General features: G+C 60.4%; 13 protein-coding genes and 1 pseudogene. 5 read left to right on the forward strand and 9 right to left on the reverse strand.

Annotated features, from left to right (window positions below):
• Together CGA21_RS30550 and CGA21_RS29310 are read left to right on the forward strand one after the other, a co-directional pair.
• Positions 1-131: aldehyde dehydrogenase family protein (locus CGA21_RS30550; protein ID WP_345894469.1), on the forward strand; the 131-nt coding region annotated here is incomplete at its 5' end.
• A gap of 169 nt (positions 132-300) precedes the next feature.
• Entirely contained in the window at positions 301-1,785 is a 1,485-nt protein-coding gene (locus tag CGA21_RS29310; protein WP_188265658.1) for an APC family permease, read from the forward strand.
• Positions 1,786-1,920: 135 nt separating this feature from the next.
• Here the strand turns inward: CGA21_RS29310 and CGA21_RS29315 are convergent, their stop codons facing one another.
• Positions 1,921-2,106, reverse strand: coding sequence for a hypothetical protein (locus CGA21_RS29315; protein WP_008057830.1), 186 nt, complete (start codon positions 2,104-2,106; stop codon positions 1,921-1,923).
• A 411-nt stretch (positions 2,107-2,517) separates the two neighbouring features.
• Here CGA21_RS29315 and CGA21_RS29320 point away from each other — a divergent pair, with 411 nt between their 5' ends.
• Positions 2,518-4,143, forward strand: a complete 1,626-nt coding sequence (locus CGA21_RS29320) for a glucan biosynthesis protein D (RefSeq protein ID WP_110755133.1) — start codon at positions 2,518-2,520, stop codon at positions 4,141-4,143.
• A gap of 55 nt (positions 4,144-4,198) precedes the next feature.
• Here CGA21_RS29320 and CGA21_RS29325 read toward each other — a convergent pair whose 3' ends face one another.
• The 3 genes from CGA21_RS29325 to CGA21_RS29335 all read right to left on the reverse strand — a co-directional run bounded on the left by CGA21_RS29325 (position 4,199) and on the right by CGA21_RS29335 (position 7,897).
• A complete protein-coding gene (locus tag CGA21_RS29325) occupies positions 4,199-5,305 on the reverse strand; it encodes an NADH:flavin oxidoreductase/NADH oxidase (protein WP_110755134.1) in 1,107 nt (368 codons plus the stop codon).
• 282 nt (positions 5,306-5,587) lie between these two features.
• Positions 5,588-7,297 (reverse strand): single-stranded-DNA-specific exonuclease RecJ, encoded by a 1,710-nt coding sequence (gene recJ / locus CGA21_RS29330; RefSeq protein ID WP_083348302.1) that lies wholly within the window; start codon positions 7,295-7,297, stop codon positions 5,588-5,590.
• A gap of 57 nt (positions 7,298-7,354) precedes the next feature.
• Positions 7,355-7,897: a YaeQ family protein gene (locus CGA21_RS29335; protein WP_008057823.1), complete on the reverse strand. Its 543-nt coding sequence runs from the start codon at positions 7,895-7,897 to the stop codon at positions 7,355-7,357.
• A gap of 147 nt (positions 7,898-8,044) precedes the next feature.
• Between CGA21_RS29335 and CGA21_RS29340 the strand changes: the two genes are divergently transcribed.
• Together CGA21_RS29340 and CGA21_RS29345 are read left to right on the forward strand one after the other, a co-directional pair.
• A complete protein-coding gene (locus CGA21_RS29340) occupies positions 8,045-9,244 on the forward strand; it encodes a CaiB/BaiF CoA transferase family protein (RefSeq protein WP_110755135.1) in 1,200 nt (399 codons plus the stop codon).
• The gene (locus CGA21_RS29345) at positions 9,198-10,166 is read left to right on the forward strand and encodes a TIGR02285 family protein (RefSeq protein WP_188265659.1); all 969 of its coding nucleotides are present in this window, start codon (positions 9,198-9,200) and stop codon (positions 10,164-10,166) included. Before CGA21_RS29340 ends, CGA21_RS29345 begins: the two co-directional genes overlap by 47 nt.
• 168 nt (positions 10,167-10,334) lie before the next feature.
• Here the strand turns inward: CGA21_RS29345 and CGA21_RS29350 are convergent, their stop codons facing one another.
• From CGA21_RS29350 to dsbC, 5 genes and pseudogenes are all read right to left on the reverse strand, one after another.
• A complete protein-coding gene (locus CGA21_RS29350; protein WP_020795651.1) occupies positions 10,335-10,622 on the reverse strand; it encodes a DUF3509 domain-containing protein in 288 nt (95 codons plus the stop codon).
• A 172-nt stretch (positions 10,623-10,794) separates the two neighbouring features.
• Positions 10,795-11,730, reverse strand: a pseudogene (locus tag CGA21_RS29355) (transporter substrate-binding domain-containing protein); the annotation flags it as partial.
• 121 nt (positions 11,731-11,851) lie between these two features.
• On the reverse strand, positions 11,852-13,261 hold the full coding sequence (thrC, locus tag CGA21_RS29360) for a threonine synthase (protein ID WP_020795649.1): 1,410 nt from the start codon (positions 13,259-13,261) through the stop codon (positions 11,852-11,854).
• 69 nt (positions 13,262-13,330) lie between these two features.
• Entirely contained in the window at positions 13,331-14,635 is a 1,305-nt protein-coding gene (locus CGA21_RS29365) for a homoserine dehydrogenase (protein ID WP_110755152.1), read from the reverse strand.
• Positions 14,636-14,758: 123 nt separating this feature from the next.
• Positions 14,759-15,490: a bifunctional protein-disulfide isomerase/oxidoreductase DsbC gene (gene dsbC, locus CGA21_RS29370; RefSeq protein WP_034149004.1), complete on the reverse strand. Its 732-nt coding sequence runs from the start codon at positions 15,488-15,490 to the stop codon at positions 14,759-14,761.
• Positions 15,491-15,840 lie beyond the last annotated feature (350 nt).

The following is a 15,840-nucleotide window of genomic DNA, read 5'->3' on the forward strand; positions in this document are numbered from 1 at the left end:
TCAACACGCACTTCATGCTGGTCAGCGAAATGCCCCATGGCGGGCAGAAGTTGTCGGGGTATGGCAAGGACATGTCGATGTATGGGCTGGAGGATTACACCGTCGTGCGGCATGTGATGTTCAAGCATTAACCCCTGTAGGAGCGATGGCGTCACCACGGTTTCAAGGTCGAAACCGGCATCAGGCACCACCAGGTTTCAAAGCCAACAAAACAACAATAACCACCGATCCGGGCGGCGCCTCCAGGCGCCGCCACGGCTTCGGACATCCGAAATCTGCCGATTTTCCGGAGAAACACACATGACTGCATCACCCGATCTCTCTACTGCCGTCGTCGACAGCGACGCCGAGCAACTGCGAAAACTGGGTTACACCTCCAACTTCAATCGCAGCATGAGCCTGTGGGAAAACTTCGCCCTGGGCTTCACTTATCTCTCGCCGGTCGTAGGGGTTTATACCCTCTTCGGCCTGTGCCTCGCCGCTGGCGGGCCACCGATGTTCTGGGCCTATCTGCTGGTCGGTTGCGGCCAGTTGCTGGTGTGCCTGATCTTTGGTGAAGTGGTGTCGCAGTTCCCGATTTCCGGTGGCGTTTACCCGTGGGCGCGTCGCCTTGTGGGCAAGCGCTGGGCGTGGATGGTCGGCTGGATCTACTCCATCGCGCTGTGCGTGACCATTGCCGCCGTAGCCGTCGGCGCCGGCCCGTACCTGGCCGCCATGCTCGGCTTTGAACCGAACAACAACACCAACATCGTCATTGCCCTGGTGCTGACGCTGTTTGCCACCCTGATCAACCTCAGCGGCACCAAGGTGCTGGCGCGCATTGCCATGTTCGGCTTCCTCTGTGAACTGGTGGGTGCAGTGATCGTCGGCGTCTACCTGCTGGTCTTCGAGCGCCATCAATCGATTGGCGTGCTGTTCAACACCTTCGACATCAGCATCGATGGCTCATACCTGCCGGCCTTCCTCACCGCTTCGCTGGCGGGCATGTTCCTCTACTACGGCTTCGAGGCCTGCGGCGACGTGGCCGAAGAAACCCCGAACCCGAGCAAGAAGATCCCGGTGGCCATGCGCATGACCATCTACATCGGCGGCATTGCGGCAATGTTCGCCTGTCTGGCACTGATCCTCGCCGTGCCAGACATGCAAGCGGTGATCGACGGCACCGACAAGGACCCGGTCGGCACCATCCTCAACAACGCCTTCGGCCCAATCGGTTCGAAAATGGTGATGGGCGTGGTGATGATTTCATTCATCTCCTGTGTCATCAGCCTGCAAGCGGCGGCGAGTCGCCTGTTGTACTCCTACGCCCGGGATGAAATGGTCATCGGCAGCCGACTGCTGAAGAAGATTTCTCCGACAACCCAGGTTCCGGTTGCCGCGCTGTTCGTGTCCGGCGTCCTGCCAGCGCTGATCATCATCCTCGGCTTCTTCCTGCAGGATGCAGTCGCCACCATCGTCAGCTTCGCCGCCATCGGCATCTACCTGGCCTTCCAGATGATCGTGCTCGCGGCGCTGTATGCCCGCCTCAAAGGCTGGAAACCGAGCGGCCAATTCACCCTCGGCGCCTGGGGCTGGGCAGTGAACATCGGCGCGCTGGTCTACGGCGTCGGCGCAATCATCAACATGGCCTGGCCACGGACGCCGGATGCGGCGTGGTACATCAACTACGCCATGGTCTTGAGCACCGCCATCGTCATTGGCCTGGGACTGCTCTACATGTGGATCGCCAAGCCGTATGACCACGGCACGGCACCTGCGGGGGATGCGTGGAAGGTTCGTCGGTAAAGTAAGTTGCCCCGGTGCCAATAGGTACCGGGGCTTGCAACAGGCGAGCATTTGGAAACAGTTATCGCGACACGCGGATGTAAAGGGCGAACATTCAGCCGCGGCAAATTTGCTGCGGTTGAACGATCCATTTCTTCAAAACCGCGAAACACTGCGCATCGCATCCACCAGATAACGCATCGCAATGCGATCACTCTCCGACAACTCGCGATAGCGCTCCACCAATTTCATTTCCTCGCTATTGAGCCGACGTCTGCGCCGGCCAGTAGATAGGCACGCAAAGATTCCCAGGATTTCGGTGATGCCTTGTACTTTCGACATGGACGATGTCCTTCTCTACGTCAAAGAAAACTTCAGATATTGCATCGCCCTACCCTTTTCAGTAGCACCCTGTGTCCACTGAAGCCCACCGGCCCGAAGGGCAGAAACCGGTCATGCCCATAGAATAGAAATTATCTGGGCGCTGAAAAGGGCTTTTTAGAGTAATTAGTCGAAAAACGCATAAATGCCCTATAAATCAGAAACCCCTGTCGGAAACGTTAACCGACATCTCTTGTTTCATTGCCGCGCCATCGTCACGCCATCAATCGTTTTTGCTGCGCAACCGAACGGTTTAAGCTATTCGTTATCTGTTTAAAGGCAGTTGCGTTTGGCCGAAGGCATGTCCGAACCGATATTTTTGATCCAGCAGTGCCAGGAACGGCGCGGGATCGTTCACGACAGGTTGTACTTATGCATCGCAGGAATTTGCTAAAAGCCTCCATGGCCATCGCCGCCTACTCCGGTTTGTCGGCCACCGGCCTGCTCGCTGCCGGTGCCTGGGCAAGCAATGGCACAGCGGACGGCGAAGCCCAGGCGTTCGACTTCGAAGCGCTGAAGGTCCAGGCCAAGCAACTGGCCAGCAACCGCTACCAGGATACCAAGCAGGTGCTGCCGCCCACCCTGGCGACCATGACCCCGCAGAATTTCAATGCCATTCGCTATGACGGCAAGCATTCGCTGTGGAATGACTTGAATGGCCAGTTGGATGTGCAGTTTTTCCATGTCGGCATGGGCTTTCGCCAGCCAGTGCGCATGTACAGCGTCGATCCCAAGAGCCACATGGCCCGCGAAGTGCATTTCCGTCCTTCGTTGTTCAACTATGAGAATACGTCCGTCGACACCCAGCAGCTCAAGGGCGACCTGGGATTTTCCGGGTTCAAGCTGTTCAAGGCGCCGGAACTGGACAAACACGACGTGGTGTCTTTCCTCGGCGCCAGCTATTTCCGAGCGGTAGACGCCACCGGCCAGTACGGCTTGTCGGCCCGCGGCCTGGCGATCGACACCTATGCGAAGAAGCGCGAAGAATTCCCCGACTTCACCAAGTTCTGGTTCGAGACGCCAGACAAGGACAGCACGCGCTTCGTGGTCTACGCCTTGCTCGATTCGCCGAGCGCGACCGGCGCCTACCGCTTTGACATCGATTGCCAGGCCGAACGCGTGGTGATGGAGGTCGACGCCCATGTCAACGCGCGCACCGCCATCGAACAACTGGGCATTGCGCCGATGACCAGCATGTTCAGTTGCGGCACCCACGAGCGCCGCATGTGCGACACCATTCACCCGCAAATCCACGACTCCGATCGCCTGGCGATGTGGCGCGGCAATGGCGAGTGGATCTGCCGCCCGCTGAACAATCCGGCCACCCTGCAATTCAACGCCTTCTCCGACAAGGACCCGAAAGGTTTCGGCCTGGTGCAGACCGATCACGAATTCGCCAGCTATCAGGATACTGTCGATTGGTACAGCCGACGCCCAAGCCTGTGGGTAGAACCGACGACCCCGTGGGGCGAAGGCTCTATCGATCTGCTGGAGATTCCTACCACCGGCGAGACCCTCGATAACATCGTTGCCTTCTGGACCCCGAAAAAGCCGGTGGCGGCCGGCGACTCTCTGAATTACGGCTACAAACTGTACTGGAGCGCCCTGCCACCCGTCGGCACGCCGCTGGCACGGGTCAACGCGACCCGTTCGGGCATGGGCGGTTTTACCGAAGGCTGGGCGCCGGGCGAGCATTACCCAGAGGTCTGGGCCCGTCGCTTCGCCGTGGACTTTACCGGTGGGGGCCTGGATCGCTTGCCTGCAGGCGCCGGGATAGAACCGGTGGTCACCTGTTCGAACGGAGAGGTGAAGGACTTCAACGTGCTGGTGCTCGATGACATCAAGGGCTACCGCATCACCTTTGACTGGTATCCGACCAACGACAGTGTCGAGCCAGTGGAGCTGCGCCTGTTCATTCGCACCAATGACCGGACGCTGAGTGAAACGTGGTTGTACCAGTACTTCCCGCCGGCACCGGACAAGCGCAAGTACAGCTGACGGAGAAAACAAAGCCCCGGTCAAATCGACCGGGGCTTTTGGTTTGCGACCTCACTCAATCCCGCAAATCCGACTCATGAATGGGTTGGTCACGATGGGTGGCGCGGTGATATTGCGCCGGCCAGATGGCTTTGCGCCCACCCAGGTCATCGTCGGCATGCAATGCCCAATAAGGATCACGCAACAGCTCACGAGCGAGGAAGATGATGTCCGCCTGGCAGGTGCGCAGGATATGTTCGGCCTGTGCAGGCTCAGTGATCATGCCCACCGTACCGGTAGCGATGCCTGACTCCTTGCGCACACGTTCGGCGAAGCGGGTCTGATAACCCGGACCCGTGGGGATTTCCGCGTTGACTGCCGTACCGCCTGACGAGACGTCGATGAGGTCCACACCCAAGTCCTTAAGGCGTCGCGCCAGCTCGACGGTTTCATCCGGGTTCCAGCCATCCTCCACCCAGTCGGTGGCGGACACCCGCACGAACAGCGGCAACTCTTCGGGCCAGACCTTGCGCACCGCTTCGGTGACCTGCAAGACCAGGCGAATGCGGTTTTCGAAGGAACCGCCGTACTGGTCACGCCGCTGATTACTCAGGGGCGAAAGAAACTGGTGCAGCAGATAGCCATGGGCCGCATGCACTTCGACCACCTTGAATCCTGCGGTCAACGCGCGCTTCGCCGAGTCGACAAAGGCCTGGATGACGTCAGCGATCTCGCCTTCGTCCAGCTGCTTGGGTTGTGTGTGTTGCGGGTCAAAGGCGATTGGCGACGGGCCAACCGGCAACCAGCCGCCCTCGTCAATCTTTACGCTGCCATGCTTGCCGAGCCAGGGTCGATAGGTACTGGCCTTGCGACCTGCGTGGGCCAGCTGGATGCCAGCAACGGCGCCTTGAGCGGCAATGAAACGGGTGATGCGTTGCAAGGGTTCGATTTGTTCATCGCTCCACAGGCCAAGGTCCTGGGCGGTGATTCGTCCGTCGGCCGTGACCGCCGTGGCTTCCGTAAAGACCAGTCCGGCGCCGCCGACGGCGCGACTACCGAGGTGGACCAGGTGCCAGTCATTGGCCAAGCCATCGACGCTCGAATACTGGCACATTGGCGATACCGCAATGCGATTGAGCAAGGTCAATTGACGCAGGGTGTAGGGTTCAAGCAGCAGACTCATGGGGCACCTCTCAAATCAGTGGGCAGGCTCCAGGGTTCTGTTTGAATAGTCGACGAGTGACATGAAAGGGATGCAGCACCCGCCCCCGCGGGCAAAAGATTGACAAGACGTCACAAGGATAATCAAGCAGTGCTTTAGAGCCTAGTCGACATCGGGGGATGTCGCCCCCTCTCCTGTAGGAGCGAGCATGTTCGCGATGGGGTCCCAGTCACCGCGGGGTGTCAGGTAGCCAGCGTCATCGTTGGCGACCATCGCGAGCATGCTCGCTCCTACAGGGCGGGTTCAACGGGGTTCGATGTGGGCGATCATCAGTTGCACGGTCTCATTGCCGCGAAACTCGTTGACGTCGAGTTTGTAAGCCAGCTCTACCCACTTGATGGTCGGGTTTGGCCAGACCTCACGGTCGATCCCGAAGGCAATGCCATCGAGCTTGACCGAGCCGCACTCGCTCCTGAGTACCACCTTGAGGTGCCGTTCACCGACGACACGCTGCTCGACCAACTGAAACACGCCATGAAACAGCGGCTCCGGGAAGTGCTGGCCCCAAGGCCCGGCGTGGCGTAATGCACGGGCCAGTTCGAGGTGGAATTCTTCGACCGCCAAAACCCCGTCCGACAGCAAACGCCCGGTCAGGTCTTCGTCGCGCAATTGCCGACGCACTTCGGCGTCGAAAGCTTCGGCGAACAATGGAAAATTCGCCTCCGGCAGCGTCAGGCCAGCGGCCATGGCATGACCACCGTACTTGGTGATCAGGTTCGGATGTTGCGCCGCCACCACGCTCAGGGCATCGCGAATATGAAAGCCCTGCACCGAACGCCCCGAGCCCTTGAGCAGCCCGTCGCCAGCATCGGCAAAGGCGATGGTCGGACGGAAATAACGCTCTTTCATGCGCGAGGCCAGGATGCCGATGACGCCCTGGTGCCATTCGGGATCGAACAGGCACAAACCGAATGGCATCGACTCCACCGGCAAATCCTTGAGCTGGGCCAACGCTTCACGCTGCATGCCCTGCTCGATGGATTTACGGTCCTGGTTCATCCCGTCCAGCTGCGCCGCCATCTCCCGCGCCAGCGCCACGTCTTCGGTCAGCAGGCATTCGATGCCCAGGCTCATGTCATCCAGTCGCCCGGCGGCGTTGAGGCGTGGACCAACGATAAACCCCAGGTCGGTGGAGGTGATGCGCGCATGATCACGCTTGGCCACTTCGAGAATCGCCTTGATCCCTGGCCGGGCACGTCCGGCGCGTATGCGTTCCAGGCCCTGATGCACCAGGATGCGGTTATTGGCATCCAGCGGCACCACGTCGGCCACGCTGCCCAGCGCCACCAGATCGAGCAATTCGCCAATGTTCGGCTGCGGCTTGCTGGCGTACCAGCCGAGTTCGCGCAAACGCGCGCGCAAGGCCATCAGCACGTAGAAAATCACCCCGACGCCGGCCAGCGCTTTGCTCGGGAATGTGCAACCGGGCTGGTTCGGATTGACGATGGCATCGGCCAGCGGCAGTTCATCGCCCGGCAAATGGTGGTCGGTGACCAACACGTTGAGCCCGGCCTTTTTCGCCGCGGCCACGCCTTCGACGCTGGAAATGCCGTTGTCCACGGTAATCAGCAACTGTGGCTGACGCTCCAGGGCCACGGCGACGATTTCCGGGGTCAGGCCGTAGCCGTAGTCGAATCGGTTGGGCACCAGATAGTCGACATGCGCCGCACCCAACAAGCGCAAGCCCAGGGTGCCCACGGTACTGGCGGTGGCACCGTCGGCATCGAAGTCGCCAACGATCAGGATCCTCTGGCGCTGCTGGAGTGCGGTCACCAGCAGATCCACCGCTGCCTCGATGCCCTTGAGCTGCTGGAACGGAATCAACCGTGCCAGGCTTTTGTCCAGTTCGGCTTCGGATTGCACGCCCCGCGCTGCGTACAGCCGGGTCAGCAGCGGTGGGATATCACCGAGAAATGGCAGGGTGTCGGGCAGCTGGCGAGGTTCGATGCGCATGGGGTGACAGGGGCTTCTCTTCAATACGTAGGATAAAACCGGTGAGGCAGCGACTGATCAGCCGCGTTCGCCCAACAGCCACTGCAACTGGACTTCATGCTGGCCGCGGTCGTCGGTGACGAAAATCGTCCCTTCGCTGATCATCACGTCCCACTTGATCACCCGGGGCATGTCTTTGGCCAGGGTTTCCAGGACTTCCTGAGGGACCGCCGCAATGTTGACGTTTTTCAGGTTCTTGATCGCCGGGATCACCTTGCCTTCCCACACGCGCAGGCTGCCGTAGGCCAGCAGGCTGGTGCGTTCGGTGCGGCGCGAGCACCAGGTCAGGCGATCGGCGTCCGGCTGGCCGACTTCGATCCAGTGCAGGACGCGATCATCCAGGCTCTTTTCCCACAACGCTGGTTCATCCACGTCCGACAGGCCACGGCCGAACGACAGTTGCTCGTTGTACCAGAGGGCGTAGGCCAGCAGGCGCACGGTCATGCGCTCTTCGGTTTCCGAAGGGTGGCGGGCGATGGTCTGCTTGACGGACTCGTAGACGCTGCGATCGAGGTCGGTGAGGTTCAGTTCAAACTTGTAGGTCGTGGACGGCTGGGCCATGAACGGGCTTCTTGATACGTGGAAAGGCGGCAAGTCTAACCGATGCAGCCACCAATCAACGAATAGAAGGCGATCTCCCTTGGGCGCCTGACCGTCGGCTATGTTAAAACTCTGTACTCGCTCAACCCTTGTCCAACAGGAGCCCGCATGCCGTCCTCTGCCAAACCGCTCTCAGGTCTGAAAGTCATCGAATTGGGTACCTTGATCGCCGGCCCGTTCGCCTCGCGCATTTGCGCTGAATTCGGTGCCGATGTGGTCAAGGTCGAGTCGCCGGACGGCGGCGATCCATTGCGCAAATGGCGCAAGTTGTACGAGGGCACCTCGCTGTGGTGGTTCGTCCAGGCACGCAATAAAAAGTCGCTGACGCTCAACCTCAAGCATCCGGACGGCCAGGCGATCCTGAAGAAACTGCTCAGTGAAGCGGACATCCTGATCGAGAACTTCCGCCCCGGCGTACTGGAAAAGCTTGGCCTGGGCTGGGACGTCCTGCATGCACTGAATCCAAAGCTGGTCATGGTGCGGCTCTCTGGCTTCGGCCAGACCGGCCCGATGAAGGATCAACCCGGGTTTGGCGCAGTCGGCGAATCCATGGGCGGCCTGCGCTACATCACCGGGTTCGAGGATCGGCCGCCGGTGCGCACCGGGATCTCCATCGGTGACTCGATTGCCGCGCTGTGGGGCGTGATCGGTGCCCTCATGGCCCTGCGTCACCGCGAGGTCAATGGCGGTCAGGGGCAAGTAGTGGACGTGGCGCTGTACGAGGCGATCTTCGCCATGATGGAAAGCATGGTGCCGGAGTTCGACGTGTTCGGCTTCATCCGCGAGCGCACCGGCAACATCATGCCGGGCATCACGCCCTCTTCGATCCACACCAGTGCCGATGGCAAGCATGTGCAGATCGGCGCCAATGGCGATGCCATCTTCAAGCGTTTCATGCTGCTCATTGGCCGGGAAGACCTGGCCAACGATCCGCTGCTGGCCAGCAACGACGGCCGCGACAGCCGTCGCGACGAAATCTACGGGGTCATCGATCGCTGGGTCAATTCACTGCCCCTGGACACCGTCATCGAGCGTTTGAACCAGGCCGACGTACCGGCCAGCCGGATCTTCAGCGCCGAAGACATGTTCAGCGATCCTCAGTACCTCGCCCGGGAAATGTTCCTGCAGGCCAAGCTGCCCGATGGCAAGGACTTCAAGATGCCAGGGATCGTGCCGAAACTCTCAGAGACACCCGGTGATTGTGAATGGGTCGGCCCGCAACTGGGTGAGCACAATGCCCAGGTACTCCAGGAACTTGGCTATGACGCGTCGCAGATCACACAACTGCGCAAAGACGGAGCCATCTGAGCTCAAGCGTTTGTTTGCGCGACTCATCAAGCCCGGCCTGTTGTTGGCCGGGCGACGCCTGCGCGCGTTGGCGAGCCTGGCCCTGATCGTTACGCTGGCCTCGCCCGTGTCCGCGCAGCCCAAGGAATCCCTGGTCTGGCTGAAACGCGATCTACCGCCGCTGTTCATTTTCAACGGACCGGAAAAAGGCCAGGGGGTCATCGATCAATTGCTCCGGCAGCTGATCGCCGGCATGCCGCAGTACCGGCACAGCGTGATGAAGGTCAATCGTGCCCGTGGCTTGCAAATGCTTCACGAACCCTCCCTCACCTGCGATGCGGCGCTGAACTGGAGCAAGGAGCGCGAAAGCTGGATCGCATTTTCCCTGCCGGTCTTTCGCGCCATGAGCAATGGCCTGGCCGTGCGCAGCAACGATCGGGAGATACTGACCCCGTTCCTCAAGGATGGAGAGGTAGACCTGGCGGCCTTGTTGGCCACCGGCAACGTGACCTTGGGCATTGTTGCCGAACGCAACTATGGCGAATACCTTGACGCCCTGCTCAAACAGGCGCCGGGCAAGGCGCTGACGCTTCATTACGGCAATGACGCCTTGGGCAGCCTGCTGCAAATGCAACGCCTGGGACGCCTGCAGTTGCTGTTGGGCTATCGCCCGGAGATTCGCTATCAGGCGCGACAACAAGGGATCGCGGAAGAGGAGCTGCAGTTCTATCCGGTTCGTGGCACCGGCAGATACCTGTCCGGCTACATCGGCTGCACCAATACACCCCAGGGGCGGCAGGCGATCATCGAGATCAACCAATTGCTGCGCGCCCTGCCCCGAGACCATTTGAGCGAGGCGTATGCCGGCTGGCTCGACCCGCAAAGCCGCAGCGACTACCTGCGAGCAGCCCGGGAATTTTTCGAGCATCAGGACGGCTACTGACAATTGCCAGGCAAAAAGAAACCCCGAGAAGTGGGGAGACGACTCGGGGTTAAACGTGGTCTTTCAAAGACCAGTAACAGCAAGCGACAAGCACCGGAGCACAATGCTTGATCCCGCTGTTACTGGATCTGACGATGAGGATGCAGGAAGGTTCCCACAACCGGCCATTCAATTTCGGCTAGCCACCAACTTGTCCTGTGCCGCATTGCGCAACGCTGCGATAACGCAGGGCTCCAGGCGCCCTTCGGCAATCAGCACATCGCGGTGCAGACCGTCGACGACATCAGTCAACTGACGCTTGTCGGCCAACTGCGCCTGATTGAACACCCGATCGACCACTATGGCACCGATTGCATTCTTCAAGGTCACCCGGCATTCGCCATGTATGCCTGACGGGGTCAACGTCACCTGGTACGGGCTCAGAGCCTCACCGAGCAATAGACTGATACTTTCCATCCGATCACCACTCAATAGTCCGAAAACAAAGTGCCTGGGGCGTGTGTACTGTAATGACCGCTGGGCCGAGTAGAAAGTTCTGAAAACCGCGTGCAGGTGAGCCTGCGCCTGCGGTCGATAGAGCATGCACGGCGAAGATGACAGGGAAAAAACATCAGCCTTACACCTGTCCGGCCAAACGGCGCCTCCAGCGTAGCGAGAGCAAACCACACAGGCTGGCGGCCAACAGGCCCCAGCCAGCCCATGGGGCAAATTGCTGCCAGGCTGTCGGGAGGGGATCGCCATTGAGCCACTTCGAATGCAAGGCACGTAGTTCAGCGGGAGGAAAAGCCTCGAGGGCTTTGTTGAGGATACTGAGCAGTTGCGATTGGCCTTTGCGCACCGTCAGGTAATCCGGGTCCCACTGGCCTTCCACGATTTGCCCCACTTGAAGCTGGCCCAAGGGCAAGAGTCGTGCGCCTGTTTCGCTTTCGATGGTGGCATGGGCCTCCCCGCTTTCCACCAGCGCGCGGGCTTGCGCATAGGTCTTGACCGAACGCAACTCGATGTTGGGGTGGTCACGACGAATCACTGCCTCCAGCACATGCCGGGTCGGCAGTACCAACACGCGCTTGGCCAACTGCTGCAGTGACTCGACCTGCGGTGCCCCGGCCCGCCCGACAAACACCCAGCCAGAGCCGCCATAGGAATGGCTGAAATCCAGGAACACCTTGCGCTCGTCATTCATTGCCAGCGTCGTGCTCATGTCCGCTTCTGCGCGCTCCAGGCTTTGAAGCATATGCTCGATGGAGAATGACTCGACATGGACAAAACGCAGCCCCGTCATGGCGCTGATGCGATCGAGCATGTCCCTGTTAAGGCCGCTCCACTGGCCCTGTTCATTCTTGAACAGGTAGCGCGGGTATTCCAGCGACGCTACCTTGACGGGCGGGTGCCCGGCAATCCATTCAAGTTCCCGGGCATCCAGCGCGATCCGCACACCGGCGCCGGCCTTTGCCGGTTCACGAGCCGGATCAGGCGCGGCGATTGCCCACTGAGCCAAGATGGCCAGGACACTGAGCAATAGCAGCCAGCACGCCGCTGGCCTGGATTGTCTGTAAACCGGCATTGCCACTTCCTTGCAGAACCGTTCGCCCCTCTCCGTGGGCGAATCCTGTTGGCAAGTGTGGCATGCAAAAACAACAAAGCCCGTCAGGAGACGGGCTTTGTTGTGTGACAGGGTTTGCCCGTTACAAAGGCTTACCGCGGTTACCGTGTTGGCTGACGAAGGCCTGCACGGCCTTCAGGTCATTCGGCAATACGGTGCAGCGCTCGTCTCTTTCAAACAAATCAGAAAGATGTGCAGGCAGCTCGAGGGCTTTTCCTACACCGGCTTTTTCCACGGCGTCCGGGAATTTGACCGGATGGGCCGTGCCCAGGATCACCATCGGGATATCCAGGCTGCGACGGCATTCGCGTGCGGCCTTGACGCCGATCGCGGTGTGCGGGTCCAGCACTTCACCGGTCTGTTCAAAGACCTCGGCGATGGTTTCGCAGGTTTGCTCATCGTCCACGGCCAGCGAGTCGAACAGTTTGCGCGCTTCCGTCCAGCGCTCCTGCTCGACGCTGAAACCGCCGCCCTGCTTGAAGCTGTCCATCAGGCCAGCAATCGCCGCGCCGTTGCGACCGTGCAGGTCGAACAGCAGGCGTTCGAAGTTCGAGGACACCATGATGTCCATCGACGGCGACAGGGTCGCGTGCAGGGTTTCCTTGACGTACTGGTTGCCGCTCATGAAGCGGTGCAGGATGTCGTTGCGGTTGGTGGCGACGATCAACTGGTTGATCGGCAGGCCCATGTTGCGTGCCAGGTAGCCGGCGAAGATGTCGCCGAAGTTACCGGTTGGCACCGAGAACGCCACCGAGCGCGCCGGACCGCCCAGTTGCAGGGCTGCGTGGAAGTAGTAGACGATCTGGGCCATGATCCGCGCCCAGTTGATCGAGTTTACCGCCACCAGGCGTGTGCCCTTGAGGAAGCCCTGGTCGGCGAAGCTCGCCTTGACCATTTCCTGGCAGTCATCGAAGTTGCCTTCGATGGCGATGTTGTGGATGTTCTCGCCGAAAATGGTCGTCATCTGCCGACGCTGCACTTCGGACACACGGTTGTGTGGGTGCAGGATGAAGATGTCGACGTTTTCGCAGTGCTTGCAACCTTCGATGGCCGCCGAGCCGGTATCGCCGGAAGTGGCGCCAACGATCACCACGCGCTCGCCGCGTTTTTCCAGCACGTAGTCGAGCAGGCGACCGAGCAGTTGCAGGGCGAAGTCCTTGAACGCCAGGGTCGGGCCGTGGAACAGCTCCAGCACCCATTCGTTGCCGTTCAACTGACGCAGCGGCGCGACGGCGCTGTGGGCAAACACACCGTAGGTTTCTTCAAGGATCTTTTTGAAATCGGCATCCGGGATGCTGCCGGTGACGAACGGACGCATAACGCGGAAGGCCAGCTCGTGATACGGCAGGCCGGCCCAGGAAGCGATTTCTTCCTGGGTGAAACGTGGCAGGTTTTCCGGGACGTACAGACCGCCGTCGGTGGCAAGGCCTGCCAGCAGGACGTCTTCGAAATTCAGGGCCGGTGCCTGGCCGCGGGTACTGATGTAACGCATGACTGACTCCATTGGGACAGTGTTCGCAATGCCGGGCGCCGGTCACGGCGCCCGGTAATCGATAACGGCTTAGTTCAGGTGCTCGACGCGAATCCGCACTACCGGGCCAACCACGCCCTGGAGCGCTTCCAGTGCCTCGATGGCGTCGTTGATACGCTGTTCCACCACACGGTGGGTCAGCAGGATCATCGGCACCAGGCCATCGTGCTCCTCGGCTTCCTTCTGCATGATCGACTCGATGTTGATGCCACGCTCGGACAGGATGCTGCCCACCTGGGCCAGGACGCCCGGATGATCCTTGGCCTGGATGCGCAGGTAGTACGCGCTTTCGCAGGCATCGATCGGCAGGATCGGGTGCGCCGACAGCGAGTCCGGCTGGAACGCCAGGTGCGGTACGCGGTTTTCCGGGTCCGAGGTCATGGCGCGAACCACGTCCACCAGGTCGGCAATCACCGACGAAGCGGTCGGCTCCATGCCGGCACCCGCACCGTAGAACAAGGTCGAACCGGCGGCGTCGCCGTTGACCATCACCGCGTTCATCACGCCGTTGACGTTGGCGATCAGGCGATCGGCCGGGATCAGCGTCGGGTGCACGCGCAGCTCGATACCGGCCGCGGTGCTGCGCGCCACGCCCAGGTGCTTGATGCGGTAGCCCAGGGCTTCGGCGTAATTCACGTCAGCGGTGGTCAGCTTGGTGATGCCTTCGGTGTAGGCCTTGTCGAACTGCAACGGGATGCCGAAGGCAATGGACGCCAGGATCGTCAGTTTGTGCGCCGCATCGATACCTTCGACGTCGAAGGTCGGGTCGGCTTCGGCGTAGCCCAGGGCTTGCGCTTCGGCCAACACGTCTTCGAAGGTACGGCCTTTCTCCCGCATCTCGGTGAGAATGAAGTTGCCGGTGCCGTTGATGATGCCAGCCACCCAGTTGATGCGGTTGGCGGACAGGCCTTCACGGATCGCCTTGATCACCGGGATGCCGCCGGCCACGGCCGCTTCGAACGCAACGATCACGCCCTTCTCGCGTGCCTTGGCGAAAATTTCATTACCGTGAACGGCGATAAGCGCCTTGTTCGCGGTGACCACATGCTTGCCATTCTCGATGGCCTTGAGTACCAGCTCGCGGGCAACGGTGTAGCCGCCCATCAGCTCTATGACGATGTCGATCTCAGGGTTCGTGGCCACTTCGAAGACATCGGTGGTAATCGCAATACCGGTCGTTTGGAACTGAGGCTTTGGCGTGCGCGTGGCAATTTGTGCCACTTCGATTCCACGCCCGGCACGACGAGCAATTTCCTCGGCGTTGCGCTGAAGTACGTTGAAGGTACCGCCACCGACGGTCCCTAACCCACAGATGCCTACTTTGACCGGTTTCACTGTGAACTCCCCATAAAACGGCCGACTCGAGGCCGGCCGTGAAAACAGCCGCATGCTCGCGGCTCACTATTGATGGCCCGACTGAGCTGCCGTCGGACCACACGCGTCAAAGGCTGACTCGAATTACTTGGCGCCCAGCGCCAGTTTGGCGACTTGTGGCGCTGGCTGGTAGCCCGGAATGACCTGACCGTCCGCCAAAACGATGGCCGGTGTGCCGTTCACACCAATCGACTGGCCGAGGGCGAACTGCTTGGACACCGGGTTATCGCACTTGGCGGCCTTGATTTCCTTGCCATCGACCATTTTGTCCATGGCGGCTTTCTTGTCTTTGGAGCACCAGACCGCCTGCAACTGCTCGTCACCCGGCGAACCCAGGCCCTGGCGCGGAAACGCAACATAGCGCACTTCGATGCCGCGCTTGTTCAGTTCAGGCACTTCGGCGTGCAGTTTATGGCAGTACGGGCAGGTGGTGTCGGTGAACACGGTGATGTGCGACTTGGTTTCACCAATGGCCGGGTACACCACGGTTTCCGCGACAGGGATCGCATTGACCAGTTTGGAAACGCCCAGGCGTTCGGTCTTCTCGGTCAGGTTGACCGGCTTGCCGTCCTTGAGCTGGAACATGTAGCCCTGGACGACGTACTGGCCGTCAGCACTGGCGTACAGCACGCGGCTGCCCTGGAGCTTGACTTCATACAGGCCCGGCAGCGGGCTGGCGGAAATACTTTCCACCGGAACTTCGAGCTGGAGGTTTTCCAGGCTTTTACGAATGGCTTTATCGGCCGCGTCATCGGCGACGGCAAAGGTGCTGACCAACGCAATGGCGGCGGCGGCGAAAATCTGGGTCAGACGCATGAGAACTCCTGAAGGCGGACAAATGGGACGCTCAGAACGCCCGTGCCGAAACACCGGGTCATAAACGCCCATCGTGCAAACCGGCAAAGCCTACCACATAAGGCTCGCGTGGCCGACTCCCGGTGATACAAGGCATCGCAGACCGTTTTTCTGTGGGAGCGAGCCTGCTTGCGAAAGCAGTGTGCCAGCCAAAGATGGTGTAGCGGGTCCACCGCATTCGCGAGCAGGCTCGCTTGTATGGTAGGACTTGAAGGGAGGAGGAGGGACAAGGCTCGATTCTGACTGTTGACGCAGTACAGACTGTGGGAGAGTTCGCCCCTCCTCCTTTCACCCAAGCGCCGATAAAGAAT

Source organism: Pseudomonas sp. PSB11, from assembly GCF_014596605.1.
Taxonomy (GTDB): domain Bacteria; phylum Pseudomonadota; class Gammaproteobacteria; order Pseudomonadales; family Pseudomonadaceae; genus Aquipseudomonas; species Aquipseudomonas umsongensis.

What these genes read in the sequence shown, in the direction of transcription:
- CGA21_RS29340 (WP_110755135.1), top strand. Translation starts at nt 8,045, where the DNA reads ATGCCGTCCTCTGCCAAACCGCTCTCAGGTCTGAAAGTCATCGAATTG.
- CGA21_RS29315 (WP_008057830.1), bottom strand. Translation starts at nt 2,106, where the DNA reads ATGTCGAAAGTACAAGGCATCACCGAAATCCTGGGAATCTTTGCGTGC.
- CGA21_RS29345 (WP_188265659.1), top strand. Translation starts at nt 9,198, where the DNA reads ATGACGCGTCGCAGATCACACAACTGCGCAAAGACGGAGCCATCTGAG.
- dsbC (WP_034149004.1), bottom strand. Translation starts at nt 15,490, where the DNA reads ATGCGTCTGACCCAGATTTTCGCCGCCGCCGCCATTGCGTTGGTCAGC.
- CGA21_RS29350 (WP_020795651.1), bottom strand. Translation starts at nt 10,622, where the DNA reads ATGGAAAGTATCAGTCTATTGCTCGGTGAGGCTCTGAGCCCGTACCAG.
- CGA21_RS29310 (WP_188265658.1), top strand. Translation starts at nt 301, where the DNA reads ATGACTGCATCACCCGATCTCTCTACTGCCGTCGTCGACAGCGACGCC.
- thrC (WP_020795649.1), bottom strand. Translation starts at nt 13,261, where the DNA reads ATGCGTTACATCAGTACCCGCGGCCAGGCACCGGCCCTGAATTTCGAA.
- CGA21_RS29325 (WP_110755134.1), bottom strand. Translation starts at nt 5,305, where the DNA reads ATGAGTCTGCTGCTTGAACCCTACACCCTGCGTCAATTGACCTTGCTC.
- CGA21_RS29335 (WP_008057823.1), bottom strand. Translation starts at nt 7,897, where the DNA reads ATGGCCCAGCCGTCCACGACCTACAAGTTTGAACTGAACCTCACCGAC.
- recJ (WP_083348302.1), bottom strand. Translation starts at nt 7,297, where the DNA reads ATGCGCATCGAACCTCGCCAGCTGCCCGACACCCTGCCATTTCTCGGT.
- CGA21_RS29320 (WP_110755133.1), top strand. Translation starts at nt 2,518, where the DNA reads ATGCATCGCAGGAATTTGCTAAAAGCCTCCATGGCCATCGCCGCCTAC.